The sequence below is a fragment of the Ilumatobacter sp. genome (assembly GCF_041688325.1).
Lineage (GTDB): Bacteria > Actinomycetota > Acidimicrobiia > Acidimicrobiales > Ilumatobacteraceae > Ilumatobacter_A.
In genome coordinates, this window is the sequence record NZ_JBDNIJ010000299.1 from 1 (window position 1) to 13,280 (window position 13,280).

Genomic DNA, 13,280 nt, shown 5'->3' on the forward strand with positions numbered 1-13,280 from the left:
GCCGACGAGGTCAGCCGGTTGCGATTATCAACAACGAGAACCTTCTCGAACTCACGAAATACGCCTCATGAAAACTCGACGAGCTGAAGTCGCCCAAGATACGACACAACGTAGTATGTGACACGTGGACCATCCTCGGCCCGGCGCCCGATCGCACTTCGGCGACGAACACCGTTCCAAGCCGACATTCACGCGCAGACATCTTTTATTCGCCGGTCTCGCAGCGACAACGACGGTGGGTTATGCGTCGTATTCATCTGGTCAATCGTCGAACGATGATGGCCTGCCGCCGGTCGACACGACCGGCGAAACGAGTCCGTTGCAATTGCTGCTGCTACCAGTCGAACCAGCCCAACCCGCGCAACCGGTCGTGGCAAAAACCTTGCCGACAAGGGTTCCCGAACTCACTCGGGATCTCGGCCAGGGGATGGTCGGCAACGAAGTACAGGCGGTGCAAGCAGCACTCGCTGGTCTGCAATTCGACCCAGGGCCCATCGATGGCATCTTCGGTGGCGCAACCGTGGGCGCCGTTTGGGCGTTCGAAAAGATCGTGCTCGGCACGCCGCGCACCGAGGTGCGCGGTGTCGTCACGCCTGACATCTGGAGGCAAATGAACAGCGACGTGCGCGTCGCCCCTCGCCGAAGTCCGGGCGGCACTCACATGGAGGTATACCTCCCCGAACAGGTTTCGGTGCTGTTCAAGGACGGCGAGGCTCGCGTCATCAGCCACGTGTCGTCCGGTGAGAACATCGAGTGGTGCGACGTCGTCGAGATCGACCTCGACGACGGCACGACAGAAGAAAAGGGGATCTGCGGGATATCGCTCACCCCCGGCGGAGTGTTCCACTTCGAACGCAAGGTCGACGGTTGGCGCAACGCCAAGCTCGGCCGGCTGTACCAGCCCGTCTACTTCAACTACGGGATCGCTATCCACGGGGCGGGCAACGTACCGGACTACCCAGCATCGCGCGGTTGCGTGCGTCACCCGATGCACATTGCTGAGTACCTGCCCGACCTCATCGAAATCAACGACATGATCTACGTGTTTGACGGTGTCGAAGAACCCGAAACGTACGGCGCTCAGTCCATGATCTTCGACTACCCGGACCCGAACTGGGTGCCGCCGACCACGAGCACCACCACGACGACAACGGTGCCGGCTCCTACGACGACGGCTCCGCCAACAACAACGGAGCCAATCGCCACGACGACCTCGACCGTGTAGAGGGGCCGGCTTACTGGGCGACGTCGTAGCCGGCGTCTTCGATGGCGGTAACGATCGAGTCGCGGTCTCCGCCGTCAACGGTGACGGTCTTGGCGTCGATGTCGACATCCACGCGAGCGACGCCACCGAGACCTTGGAGGGCAGCTTCGATCGTGGATTTGCAGTGACCGCAAGAAATCTCGGGCACGGAGTACGTGGTGGTTGCAGAATCGGTCATGGGGATCTCCTGGATTGGTGTTGGCCAAGGGCGCTGGTCACGCTCGGACGGAGGTGCGAACCCCCGTCGGCTGGCTGAAATTGATGAGCGTCGGAAGGTGCAAACCGGCGAAGCCGGATGCTGTTGAGGACGACGCTGATCGACGAGAACGCCATCGCCGCACCCGCAATGAGCGGGCTCAGGAGGCCGGACACCGCCAGCGGAATAGCGATGGTGTTGTAGCCGAACGCCCAGAACAGGTTTTGCACGATGGTGCGGTACGTCCGTCGGGAGAGTTCGATCGCCGTGACGACGCCGGCGACGTCGCCGCGCATGAGTGTGAGGTCGCTGGACTCAATGGCGACGTCGGTGCCGGTGCCGATGGCAATGCCGAGGTCGGCTTGGACGAGTGCGGGTGCGTCGTTGACACCGTCGCCAACCATCGCAACGATCTCGCCAGCATCTTGGAGCCGCTGCACTTCAAGTTGCTTGTCCTGCGGGAGCACCTCGGCGATGACTCGATCGATGCCAACCGCATCGGCGATCGACTGAGCGGTGCGAGCGTTATCCCCCGTGATCATCGCCACGGTCAAGCCGAGTTCGTGCAGCTTTTTTACGGTGTCGATTGCTGACGCCTTGAGGGTGTCGGCGACCGCGATGACACCGCGGACCTCGCCGTCCCAGCCGGCGAACACGGTGGTCCGGCCCTGGTTTTCGAGCTTGACCGCTTCGTCGTCGAGCCAGCCGGGCAGTTCGAGCGAGGCCTGAGCGGCGAGTTCGCGGCGCCCGACCCACACGGTCGTGCCGTCGACGTCGGCACGGATGCCGTGCCCAATGATGGTTTCGAACTCGGTAACCGCGTCGAGCGAACCGTGCGCTTCCCTCCCGGCGTCGGCGATGGCCTGGCCGATCGGATGCTCGCTGTCAGCTTCGACGGCGCCCGCCCGGGCGATGAGGTCGGCTTCGCTTGTCCCATCGATTGTGACGATGCCGGTCACCGACATGGCGCCTTCGGTGAGGGTGCCGGTCTTGTCAAACACCACCGTGGTGATGCGTCGCGTCCGTTCGAGCACTTCGACAGACTTGATGAGAATGCCGAGCTGCGCCCCGCGGCCGGTGCCGACCATGATCGCCATCGGCGTCGCCAACCCGAGTGCACACGGGCACGCGATGATCAGCACTGCAACTGCGGCGTACACGCCGTCGCTGACGCTGCGGCCGATAACGGTCCAGCCGAGGAACGTGAGCAGTGAGATCGCCATCACGACCGGGACGAACACCGCCGAAATGCGGTCAGCCAAACGTTGCGCTGCGGACTTTCCGGTCTGGGCATCTTCAACGAGTTTGACGATCTGGGCAAGTGCCGTTTCCGAGCCGATCGCGGTCGCCCGGATGGTGAGGACACCGGAGGTGTTGACCGTGGCGCCTGCAACCTTGTCGCCTGATTGTTTGTCGACGGGGAGCGATTCGCCGGTCAGCATCGACTCGTCCACGGCGCTTGCACCGTCGACGACTTCGCCATCGACGGGCACCTTCTCGCCGGGCCGGATCTTGACGAGATCACCGACCTGCACCGACTCAACCGGCACCATCTCCTCGACGCCATTGCGAACGAGGCGCGCTTCTTTGGCGCCCAACTCGACCAGGGCTCGCAATGCCTTGCCGGCCCGGCCCTTTGCACGGGCTTCGAGGTACCGGCCCAGTGTGATGAAGAACATGATCACCACGGCGGCTTCGAAGTACAGCTCCATCCCGCCGGTGAACAACTGGTACGTCGAGAACGCGAACGCCGCAAGCGTGCCCATCGTGATCAAGGTGTCCATGTTCGCCGTCAGGTGACGGGCGCGTTGTGCGGCGCCGACGAGGATCGGCCAACCCACGTAGAACTGGATCGGGATCGCGAGCGCGAACTGCAACCATCGCAACCACGTGTTCTCCATCGCGACGTCGTGGTACAGCATGGTCGACACCATGAACAAGGCAACCGGTGCCGAGATCACGGCCCGTCGGAGCCACAGCGCCCGATGCTGCGCCTCATCGGCGTCAGCCTGATCGGCACGTTCGGCAGCGGTTGGGCCCGACGCGACGTCGTTTCGAGCGGCGATGTCGATGAGTTCGTAACCAGCCTTCTTGACGGCGTCGACGAGGAGGGCCGGGTCGAAGGTGGACCCTGGAACGGTGGTGACGACAGCTCGGCCGGTCGCGAAGTTCACTTCGGCGCTGGACACCCCGGGTTGCTTGGCGAGTGTTTTCTGGATCCGAGCTGCACACGAGCCGCAGGTCATGCCGTCGACGTCCAAGTCGAGAGTCTGTTCGCGGGCGGCGAGCTGATCGGTCATAAGGCCAACGTATGCCTTCCAGTCCAGGGCAAGGTCAAGGGCAAGGTCAAGCGACGTCCGTCACACGCGATGGACGGTTACTCAGCGGTGATGATCTGGCAGCGGTTCGCGTCGGTGCACTCGGCGGGATCGAGCGAACCGGCACGCTCGTACATCGCTTGGAGTTCGACCCGGGCGGTTTGCAGTTCCACGATCTTGGCATCAAGTTCATCGAGATGCCGCCGCAGCAGCGAGGTGGTGTGCTCACACGTTTGGCCGCCCTGGTCTTTGATCTCGAGGATCGACCGGATCTCGGCGAGCGCAAGACCCGACGACTGGGCTTGCCGAACAAAGTCGAGGCGCTCAATCGCGGCAGGTCCGTAGGAGCGGTACCCCGATCCCGTTCGGGCTGGTTCGTCGAGCACGCCGATCGACTCGTAATACCGAATGGTCTTGGTGGTGACCCCGGCAGTGTTCGCGAGTTCTCCAATCTTCATACTGATCAAGGTATCGGAGTCACATCCGCACAACCTTGCTGCCAACTGTACTCCCGAGTGAATCCGCCAAGTCGGGCGGGAATTCGCACACAGGAAATTGCACACAAGAACTCGCACGCAACAGTTCCGACGGGTGCACACCGACGCATCTGTTTCATTCCACGTGAGACCTCTTCGGTTGCGGTCCATGCATGACAAGCCGTGACCTGTCGCTCGAGAAGATCCTTGCTGCGGCAGCGTCGAGGATCGATGAGTCTGACCGAAACGACATCACGATCGGTGAGCTGGCGAGCGACGGCTGCCCGGAAACGCTGCCGCCTCGGCAGGGAGAGCGAGCTCTACAACTCGATCTGCGCACCGACCTCGATGACCTGACTTGGCGGCAGGTGGTAAAATCGCGCCGCGCTCGCCGCACCGCGATGGAGCAGCACAAAGAGTTCGTCACGAAGCGGGTGCATCCCCGGCAAGTTGCCAGCCGTTACGGACTCGCGACCGAGGAAGTAGGTCACTTCGTTGATGTCGAATTCGCAATGCGGGAACTCGAGCGCGCCGAGCACCGCCGGGACATCCGGCTCGTCCATGAACCCGAACGTGATCTTCACGTGAACGACACCGCCGGCGAGGTTGATCCGATGCGCACGTTTGCGGGCGCCGACGTAGGGCTCATCGGCCACCTCGACCGACACGAGTACGACCTGCTCGTGCAACACCCGGTGGTGCCGCACGGTTGCCGCGAGCGCTGGCGGCACGTTCCCGTGATCGCGGAACAGATAGACCGCAGTGCCCGGCACCCGACTGACGCCTTCGCGCTCAGCATCAGCGATCACATCTGCGAGCGTCCGGTTCGACTCCTGCAAGCGATTCTTGACCAGCTCGCGTCCGCGACGCCACGTTGTCATCTGCACGACAAGCACGACAGCGACAAGCAACGGAAGCCAGCCGCCCGCTGGAATCTTCGGGACGTTCGCCGAGAGAAATGCAACATCGACCACCATGAATGGGACCAGCACGACGAGGGCCTTGCCGCGCGACCAACCCCACCGATCCCGCACAAGGCGGAAGAAGATCAACGTCGTAATCAGCATGGTCGTCGTGACCGCAATGCCATACGCCGCAGCCAATGCACTCGACGTCTTGAAAATCAGAATGAGCGCCACACAGCCGATCATCAGCAGCCAGTTCACCAACGGCACGTAGACCTGGCCGACGTGGTGCGGAGACGTATGCCGGATTGCCAGACGAGGAAAGTAATCGAGCTGAACAGCCTGAGCCGTCAGCGAGAAGGCTCCAGAGATCAGCGCCTGCGACGCGATCACGGTCGCACACGTCGCGAGCACGGCGAGCGGCGCAACGCCCCATCTCGGCGCCATGTCGTAGAACGGGTTGCCGATCTCGCCGTTCCCGTTTCCGAGGAGCGCAGCCTGACCGAAGTAGATGAGCAGAAGGCTCGGAAGCACCATCCCGTACCACGACAGCGTGATCGGGATTCGACCGAAATGGCCCATGTCCGCATAGAGCGCCTCGCCGCCGGTGACGACGAGGAAGATCGACCCAAGCGCCAAGAATGCTCGCAACGGATGACTGACAAACAAATCGATCGCGTACGTCGGCGACACTGCTTTAAGCACGTCGGGATGCTTCGCGATCTGGCGGGCACCGAGGGTCGCAAGGACACCGAACCAGACAACCATCACCGGGCTAAACACTCGGGCAATGCCGGCGGTCCCGCGATGTTGCACAGCGAACAGCGCGACCAGGATCAGAATGGACACCGGGATCACGAAGCTCGAGAAGGCTGTTGTGGCCACCTCAAAACCTTCGACTGCCGAGAGCACCGAGATGGCCGGCGTGATCAGACCGTCGCCGTACAGCAGCGCTGTTCCGAAGACCCCGAGGGTAACAATCGCAGCTGCTTGCCGTGAGGGCGGCGTGTCTCGCGACGGCATCACCAACGCCGTGAGGGCCAAGATGCCACCCTCGCCGTGGTTGTCGGCGCGCATCACCAAGAACAGGTACTTGGCAGAAATAACAATTAAAAGCGACCAGAACACGACCGATGCAACGCCGTAGGCGGTCGCCTGAGTCACTTCGATCTGTGACACCTCGAACGATTCACGAAATGCGTAGATCGGACTGGTGCCGATGTCGCCGAACACAATCCCGAGTGTCCCGAACGCCAAGGCGAACCGGCCTGACTGACGAGTATTCACTTTTGTACGCTCCGGCAAGCTACTGGTGATCGATGACGACGTTGACGCAAACAGCTACAGCTTCTCAGCCGTTTGCCGGTTCTTTGTCGGAGATGATGCACTCGGTCGTGAGGATCAGAGCCGCAACCGACGCAGCGTTCTGCAGCGCGGCACGGGTGACCATTGCCGGGTCAATGATCCCGGCCTCGGTGAGGTCTTCGAAGTCGCCCGTGGCAGCGTTGAAACCAACTGCGCCGAGCTCTCGCTCGGCCTGTGCAACAACGACTGCGGGGTCATAGCCGGCGTTCATGGCGATTTGACGAGCAGGGGCTGCCAGCGCCTTCGAGACGATCTGTGCGCCAGTAATCTCGTCGGGGTCATCCATTGCCGCAGCGGCACGGTCGACTGCATCGCGGAGCCTCAGTAGCGCTGTACCGCCGCCGGGCACAACGCCTTCCTCGATCGCAGCACGCGTTGCTGAGATTGCATCTTCGATGCGCATTTTGAGTTCAGTGAGTTCGACCTCAGTGGCTGCGCCAACGTTGAGGACCGCAATCCCGCCAGCGAGCTTCGCAAGCCGTTCCTGAAGCTTTTCACGGTCGAAGTCGGAGTCGGTGATGTCGATTTCGGTCCTGAGCTGCGCGACTCGTGACGCAACCGCGACGGGGTCGCCCGCACCTTCCACAATCGTGGTGCTGTCTTTCGTGACAATCACCTTGCGGGCGGTACCAAGAAGATCGAGCGTGACGGAGTCGAGCTTGAGGCCAACTTCACTGCTGATGACTTCAGCTCCGGTGACGATCGCAAGGTCAGCGAGCATGGCGGTTCGGCGGTCGCCGAACCCTGGTGCTCTGACACCGACCGAGGTGAAGGTGCCGCGAATCCTGTTGACGACCAGGGTGGCCAAGGCATCGCCTTGAATGTCTTCCGCGATGATCAGGAGCGGCTTGTTCTCTTTCGCCACCATCTCGAGTGCGGGGAGGAGATCACGAAGGGCATCGATCCTGCCGTTGTAGAGCAGGATGTATGGGTCCTCAAGGACAGTCTCCATACGTTCTGGATCGGTCACGAAGTAGGGCGACAAGTAGCCCTTGTCGAATTGCATGCCGTCGGTGAAGGAGAGATCAAGCCCGAAGGTATTGGAGTCCTCCACCGTGATCACACCATCGTTTCCAACCCGCTCAAACGCCTCGGCGAGGAGTTGCCCGACGTGGCGATCGGCAGAGGAGATAGCTGCGACGTTTTCAATATCGGACTGGTTGTCGACTTGAACAGCCAAGTCGCCGATCGCTGCAACCGCGGCGGTCACTGCGGCCTCGATGCCGCGCTTGAGCGCCATTGGGTTCGCCCCAGCAGCGACGTTGCGGAGTCCTTCGGTGATCAATGCCTGGGCCAACACCGTTGCTGTGGTGGTTCCATCGCCTGCGACGTTGTTGGTGCCCATCGCAACCTGCTTAATCAACTGGGCGCCCATATTGGCGTACGCGTCGACAAGGTCGATTTCTTTGGCGATGGTGACACCGTCGTTGGTGATCGTCGGTGCGCCCCACCGCTTGGCCAACACGACGTTTCGGCCCTTGGGACCGAGCGTGACCTTGACAGTGTCGGCCACGGAGTTGACTCCTCTGGCCAGTCCACGTCGGGCAATTTCGTTGAACGCAAGTTGTTTGGCCATGGTCTACTTCTGTCCGTTCTCAGTGATCGTTGCAAGGAGTTGTTGCTCTGTCAGGATCAGCAGGTCTTCACCGTCGATTCGGATTTTAGTGCCGCGAAACTTCGCGAACACCACCGTGCTACCGACCGCAATGTCGAGTGTCAGGCGCTCGCCAGTGTATTCAGAACGGCGTCCGGGCCCGACGGCCAGAACAGTGCCCTGATCAGGCTTTTCCATGACGGTGTCGGGGATGACCAGACCGGAGGCCGTAGATCTTTCGGGATCGTTTGGGCGGACCAGCAAATGATCGTCAAGAGGCTGAATATTGGTCGTCGACACGGTGGAAGGCGGTCGGGTCGTCGTGGCGGTAGCCATTGTCAAGATCTTGGCGTTTTGGGTGGACGGGAGGCAGTTGCTCGTGGAGTCGCAGCAAGTGCTCGCAGCTGGGTGGTCGTGCGTGTCGAGCTGGCGACCTGCATGATCGGCCTCCGCATGGCGGGAGCCTTCGGGCGGTCGCATTCGACGGTGGAGGTCTGCGGGGAGTCGATGATGCGCAATCCGCTCCGACGTACTTCTCGTGCGATGCGCACTTCGTCCTTGGATCGCACGGCGCGGCCCCGGCGATGATCGGCGAGAGCCTGATTCCCGGTCATGATCGTGAGGCCCATCACAGCTCCGTCGACAACTGTTGCCGGCCCGAACGAACCTCCGAGGGCAACCCCCGACACTAGGACGCCGGCGCCAAGGCCGTAGCGAACCTTTACGGCGCTCACACCGCTGTCCTCGCCCGCAGCGGCGAGTAGCTCAAACAGACCGCCTGTGGTGCCTGAGTGGAGCACGACGTTGATGCCAGCAACCATGATCAGAATCCCGGCCGGAACGAATGCGATTCGAAGCGCCATCGACGCAGGTTCCTGCAGGATTCCGCTCGCTGCATCGATCGCCAAGCCATTAAGAAACATGTAGGCGATTCCCCATCTGCTGGGCCGGCGCCCGAGCAGGATTGCTGCCAGTGTCAGACCGCCAGCGATCACCCAGCTGGCTTGACCAAGCGACAGATGGCCGCGCTGGCTGAAGCCGGAGGCCAACACGTCGTAGGGGGCCAACCCGAGGCGTGCCTCGACCAAGAGCGCCACGGCGATCCCGATCAGGCTTGAGCCGATGATCAGCGACATCAACTGGACAGCGACCGATGGAGGAGCCTTGGTCGTGATGCCCTGAACGGTGCTCAGAGCGGAATGCCGACTCACGCCGACGCGCTGAACGACTTGCCGCCAATTTTGTCTCCATGCCCGCACTTCCACTCGTCAAGTCTCGGAGTCTTCCCCGTGATTCAATTGCGGCGGGACGTGGTTGTCGGGGTCTGGTCAACCAGTTGTCTGGAAGCGGGCATCTCGTCAGAACAAGTCCGGCGTTGCGGGTAGCGTCGCCCTGTGACGGCAGTGGAGATCTTTGGCGGGCTCATCGCCTACAACGAGGCGGTGCTCGCGCAACTCGCGCACTGCGGTTTCGAACAGGGCCCACCTGAGCTCGGTGCAGTGTGGGTCGCAGTCCTGCACTGCGACGACACGGGGCGTTGGGAGCTACTCGAAGAACTCTCTGCCGACCCTCATTGTGTGGTGGTTGCTGTCGTTCCGACGCTCGACCTCGATGGCTACATCCGCGCACTGAGCAGCGGCGCATCTGGGGTGGTCTATGTCGACATGCCCAGCGCGATCACGGCGGACGTCGTCACAGCCGCCGTACATGGCGAGGTGCTGCTGCCACGCCAAGCAGCCCAAAACCTTGCTGTGCTCGCGAAACGCGAACAGCCCCGCTCTGATCTCAACGAAGCAGAGATGACACTGCTTCGCGCTGTTGCCTCCGGGCGGACCATCGTCGACCTTGCGCGAGATCTGAACTACAGCGAGCGGACCGTGCGCCGCCACCTTCAGAACACTTACATTAAGCTCGGTGTCCAGAACCGGTCGGCGGCAATCGCCGCTGCAGCACGGCTCGGCCTCACGGTGAGCGATCGAAACAGCCGCGCCCAATAGGCAGTGCGCCTTTTTGGCCGCAAGCGGTCATGTCGACCGGAACTCGCCCAAGTCTCAATGAAGAAAGACTCGACAACGATCAAGCACGTCACCGGGGCCATCACTATCTTGCTTCTGCGCAACGTTCTTCTGACACCATGATCAATTACATCCGTGACCAAGTCGTCTCCGCCACGACATCGCTGTTTTCGCACGGCCCAACGCCGCTTGCCAACACCCTGGACTACCAGGGCGACCAGGGCTTGCTCGGCCCCGACTCCATTTCGTGGCGCGTCATCGGTGACACGGCCGCGTTTGTCGGTGGGATCCGAGCGCTGCTCGTTCAGGCCGCCCATCCGGAGGTCGTTGCCGGTGTCGAGCAGCATTCTCGTTACCGGACCGACCCATTCGGACGGCTCAACCGAACATCGTTCTACGTCACCGAGACCACCTACGGCTCCCGCCCCGAGGTGGAAGCCGCCGTGGCTGAGGTGCGTTCAGCACATCGTCCTGTCCGCGGCGAATCTGCACGGGGCGAGCCGTATAGCGCCGCCCACCCCGAATTGGCCGCTTGGGTGCACAACGTTTTGACCGAATCGTTTTTGGTGGCCTACCAAACCTTCGGCCCCGAGCGACTTTCAGTCCTCGAAGCCGATCAGTTCGTCACCGAGCAGGCCACGATCGGGGCCCTCCTCGGAGCATCGCCCCTTCCACTCACAGCGAACGAACTCTCGGAGTGGGTTGCTGACCATCCGGCACTGTGCGCTTCAGACGACCAGGCCAACGCCACTGCATTCCTGAGGAATCCACCGCTCCCGCTGGGCGTCAAGCTGGGCTACAGACCACTCTCGGATGCAGCAGTGTCGACCATTCCTCAACGGATTACCGACATTCTCGACCTGCACCCGTCGCGGGCACGATCCCGCTTGGGCGGTTCTGTCGTTCGCAGCCTTCGCTGGACACTCGGATCGTCGCCGTCCTGGCATCTGGCGCTCGTCAGGGCCGGAGCGCCCGTGCCACCCGGCCTGTTTCGGCAGCCCCTTCCAGAGGGTGCCGCTGCAATCGTGCGCGCGGCACGTATCGGCCGGCCCGAAACCCCAGACTGACTGCGACCGAGTGCACAACTTCAGCAACGACATGTCACCGACGGTCATACAGTCAGCTCTCGCATGCTCCTGGTGACCCTCGCCGCCACCTCGGCACTGGCGTTCTTGTACTACGGGGGCGAGACGCTCTTCGCCAATCCGCCGCGTGGCGAGTTCGAGCGCTACGGCATGCCCAAAATTCGGGTTTTCGTCGGTTCGATGCAACTGGTGGGCGCTGCCGGAGTCGCTCTCGGGATCTTCGTGGCTCCATTGGGAGCCGCTGCGGCCGGTGGGCTCACACTGATGATGTTGCTCGGGCTTGCTGCTCGTTACAAAATTCGCGACGCACCGCGACTGATGGTGCCTGCGGGCACCCTCGCCATTTTGAACGCGACGCTGGTCTACCTGTTCGTCACGCACTGACCTGAGTGGCCGCGACCTGAGTGACGGCGACCTGAATAACGGCGAGTGTTGTGGTTAGTCGCGTCCGTCAGCAAGGAGCGCAGACACGGTCGACAGGGTCAGGACGGTGATCGCTGGCATCGAACGCTTAATGGGATCCTTGACCTTGATGTGCATGCCGATTGCTCCGACCATGAACATTGCGAGGCCAGTGGAGGCCGGGCGGACTAGCTTGGGAACGGCGTGCCCGGCCAGCATGAGGGTCGCCAGGCTGACCTTGGCCGCTCCGACGGCGTACATCTGGTTTTTCGAGAAACCGTATTCCTCGAACTCTTCTTGCATGTTGGTCGCCCCGCCGCCGCGGTAGCCCGTGTCTTTATTGAATCTGTTGAACCAGACGTTCAGGATCCAGAGTGCTGCAACTGTCTGGGCGATTCGGCCGACGATCTTCATACCACGATCCTAGGCCACCGCAGATCTATAGGCCTTCCCGAGCTCGGCGTTTGTGCGCCCTCCACAACGACAGCGGTCACCGTCGCCGAGATCGGTTCTTGCGTTCACTTTTATTCATGCTAAAGTGTGATAAACCTACTAGTGAGAAAAGATCAACTCGTGAAATTCCAGTTCAGCAACCTCCCGCCGGACTTTCGGCTCAAACTCCCGTTTCTGGTGGCCGGCTTCATGTCGTTCCTGTTCTCGGTGTACCTGTACTTCGTCCTCGGCGAAGAAAGCGCCGGCATCTTCGTCGGTCTCTGGGTCCCGTCGATCCATTCTCTGGGCACGCTCATTATTGCGTCGGCCAGAGATTCGGTCCCCGTTACTGAGCACGAGAAGGTCAGCTCGTGACCGTCGTCATCTTCGGCATCGGTGTCCTCGTCTTCTTTCTCACCGTTTACGGGACGGTGATTGCTGGCGGGCTGCAGCTGACCAAGCAACAGATCAAGACGAGTCCAGGACTCGCTCTGAAATCGGCTGGCGATGCAGGAGATCCTGAAGGCGATCTGCCGACGCGAGACATCATCCGCGCCGACTTCTAGGCAGTGAGACTGTGGCCACGTTCGATGCTGATCTGATCATCGCCGGAGCTGGCTGCGCTGGGCTGAGCGCGCTGTGGCAGGTCATGCAACGGCCAAACGAACACCGGAATGTGATCGTGATCGATCGTGACTTTGAGGTCAGTGACGATCGGACCTGGGCATTCTGGGGAACGCAGGACGCCCCGTTCGCCCACCTCGCCGACCGCAGCTGGGACCACCTGAGGGTCCGGTTCCCAGGCTGGGAGACCATCGGCCGACTCCAAAAGGGCCGATTTCAAACGGGCCGATTTCAAACGGGTAGGGTCACATCGCAGTCGGGCCAGCGGCTCTACCACCGAGTCCGACAGCGGGACTACGACTCAGCCATACTCGGTGAGGCGGCCAGTCGGCCCAATATCCGATTCGTCGCCCAAGACATCATCGGTCTTCGTGACGATCACAACGTCGGAGTCGTCGAGCTCCTCGAAGGCGAACTTCATGCGCCACTCGTGGTCCAAAGCACGCAGTTGTGTCCTTCGGACAACGCCACCCGCATCCGTCATCCACTGCGGCAGCACTTTGGTGGTTGGGAGGTTCGCACCCAATACCCGGTTTTCGACCCCCAGGTCGTGACGTTGATGGATTTCGACACGGACCAGCTTGATGCCACGGCGTTCTTCTAC

15 protein-coding genes are annotated in these 13,280 nt (G+C 61.7%); 7 read left to right on the plus strand and 8 right to left on the minus strand.

Going from position 1 to position 13,280, the window contains the following annotated elements:
• Positions 1-124: 124 nt before the first annotated feature.
• Positions 125-1,225 carry a L,D-transpeptidase family protein gene (locus ACH2EI_RS15710; protein ID WP_395160739.1) on the plus strand — a complete coding sequence of 367 codons (1,101 nt, stop codon included), beginning with the start codon at positions 125-127 and terminating at the stop codon, positions 1,223-1,225.
• Positions 1,226-1,235: 10 nt separating this feature from the next.
• On the opposite strand, the gene ACH2EI_RS15715 is transcribed toward ACH2EI_RS15710, so the two are convergent.
• The 7 genes from ACH2EI_RS15715 to ACH2EI_RS15745 all read right to left on the minus strand — a co-directional run bounded on the left by ACH2EI_RS15715 (position 1,236) and on the right by ACH2EI_RS15745 (position 9,329).
• Positions 1,236-1,442 (minus strand): heavy-metal-associated domain-containing protein, encoded by a 207-nt coding sequence (locus ACH2EI_RS15715; RefSeq protein ID WP_395153484.1) that lies wholly within the window; start codon positions 1,440-1,442, stop codon positions 1,236-1,238.
• Complete coding sequence (locus ACH2EI_RS15720; protein ID WP_395153483.1) at positions 1,439-3,760, minus strand: heavy metal translocating P-type ATPase; 2,322 nt, start codon at positions 3,758-3,760, stop codon at positions 1,439-1,441. The genes ACH2EI_RS15715 and ACH2EI_RS15720 overlap by 4 nt, the downstream gene beginning before the upstream one ends.
• 77 nt (positions 3,761-3,837) lie before the next feature.
• Positions 3,838-4,236, minus strand: a complete 399-nt coding sequence (locus tag ACH2EI_RS15725; protein WP_395153482.1) for a heavy metal-responsive transcriptional regulator — start codon at positions 4,234-4,236, stop codon at positions 3,838-3,840.
• A 338-nt stretch (positions 4,237-4,574) separates the two neighbouring features.
• Positions 4,575-6,446: a potassium transporter Kup gene (locus ACH2EI_RS15730; protein WP_395153481.1), complete on the minus strand. Its 1,872-nt coding sequence runs from the start codon at positions 6,444-6,446 to the stop codon at positions 4,575-4,577.
• A gap of 64 nt (positions 6,447-6,510) precedes the next feature.
• Positions 6,511-8,100 (minus strand): chaperonin GroEL, encoded by a 1,590-nt coding sequence (gene groL / locus ACH2EI_RS15735; protein WP_395153480.1) that lies wholly within the window; start codon positions 8,098-8,100, stop codon positions 6,511-6,513.
• 3 nt (positions 8,101-8,103) lie between these two features.
• Positions 8,104-8,418, minus strand: a complete 315-nt coding sequence (locus ACH2EI_RS15740; protein ID WP_395153486.1) for a co-chaperone GroES — start codon at positions 8,416-8,418, stop codon at positions 8,104-8,106.
• A gap of 38 nt (positions 8,419-8,456) precedes the next feature.
• Complete coding sequence (locus ACH2EI_RS15745; RefSeq protein ID WP_395153479.1) at positions 8,457-9,329, minus strand: YitT family protein; 873 nt, start codon at positions 9,327-9,329, stop codon at positions 8,457-8,459.
• Between the two features lie 183 nt (positions 9,330-9,512).
• Here ACH2EI_RS15745 and ACH2EI_RS15750 point away from each other — a divergent pair, with 183 nt between their 5' ends.
• The 3 genes from ACH2EI_RS15750 to ACH2EI_RS15760 all read left to right on the plus strand — a co-directional run bounded on the left by ACH2EI_RS15750 (position 9,513) and on the right by ACH2EI_RS15760 (position 11,602).
• Positions 9,513-10,115 (plus strand): LuxR C-terminal-related transcriptional regulator, encoded by a 603-nt coding sequence (locus ACH2EI_RS15750; protein ID WP_395153478.1) that lies wholly within the window; start codon positions 9,513-9,515, stop codon positions 10,113-10,115.
• 137 nt (positions 10,116-10,252) lie between these two features.
• A complete protein-coding gene (locus tag ACH2EI_RS15755; RefSeq protein ID WP_395153477.1) occupies positions 10,253-11,200 on the plus strand; it encodes an oxygenase MpaB family protein in 948 nt (315 codons plus the stop codon).
• Positions 11,201-11,263: 63 nt separating this feature from the next.
• Positions 11,264-11,602, plus strand: a complete 339-nt coding sequence (locus tag ACH2EI_RS15760) for a DoxX family protein (protein ID WP_395153476.1) — start codon at positions 11,264-11,266, stop codon at positions 11,600-11,602.
• A gap of 54 nt (positions 11,603-11,656) precedes the next feature.
• Here the strand turns inward: ACH2EI_RS15760 and ACH2EI_RS15765 are convergent, their stop codons facing one another.
• A complete protein-coding gene (locus ACH2EI_RS15765; protein WP_395153475.1) occupies positions 11,657-12,034 on the minus strand; it encodes a DoxX family protein in 378 nt (125 codons plus the stop codon).
• Positions 12,035-12,193: 159 nt separating this feature from the next.
• Here ACH2EI_RS15765 and ACH2EI_RS15770 point away from each other — a divergent pair, with 159 nt between their 5' ends.
• The 3 genes from ACH2EI_RS15770 to ACH2EI_RS15780 form a co-directional block, all read left to right on the plus strand.
• Positions 12,194-12,427 (plus strand): hypothetical protein, encoded by a 234-nt coding sequence (locus tag ACH2EI_RS15770; RefSeq protein ID WP_395153474.1) that lies wholly within the window; start codon positions 12,194-12,196, stop codon positions 12,425-12,427.
• Complete coding sequence (locus ACH2EI_RS15775) at positions 12,424-12,618, plus strand: hypothetical protein (protein WP_395153473.1); 195 nt, start codon at positions 12,424-12,426, stop codon at positions 12,616-12,618. The genes ACH2EI_RS15770 and ACH2EI_RS15775 overlap by 4 nt, the downstream gene beginning before the upstream one ends.
• Before the next feature lie 11 nt (positions 12,619-12,629).
• On the plus strand, positions 12,630-13,280 hold a 651-nt coding region (locus ACH2EI_RS15780), incomplete at its 3' end, for a lycopene cyclase family protein (protein ID WP_395160741.1).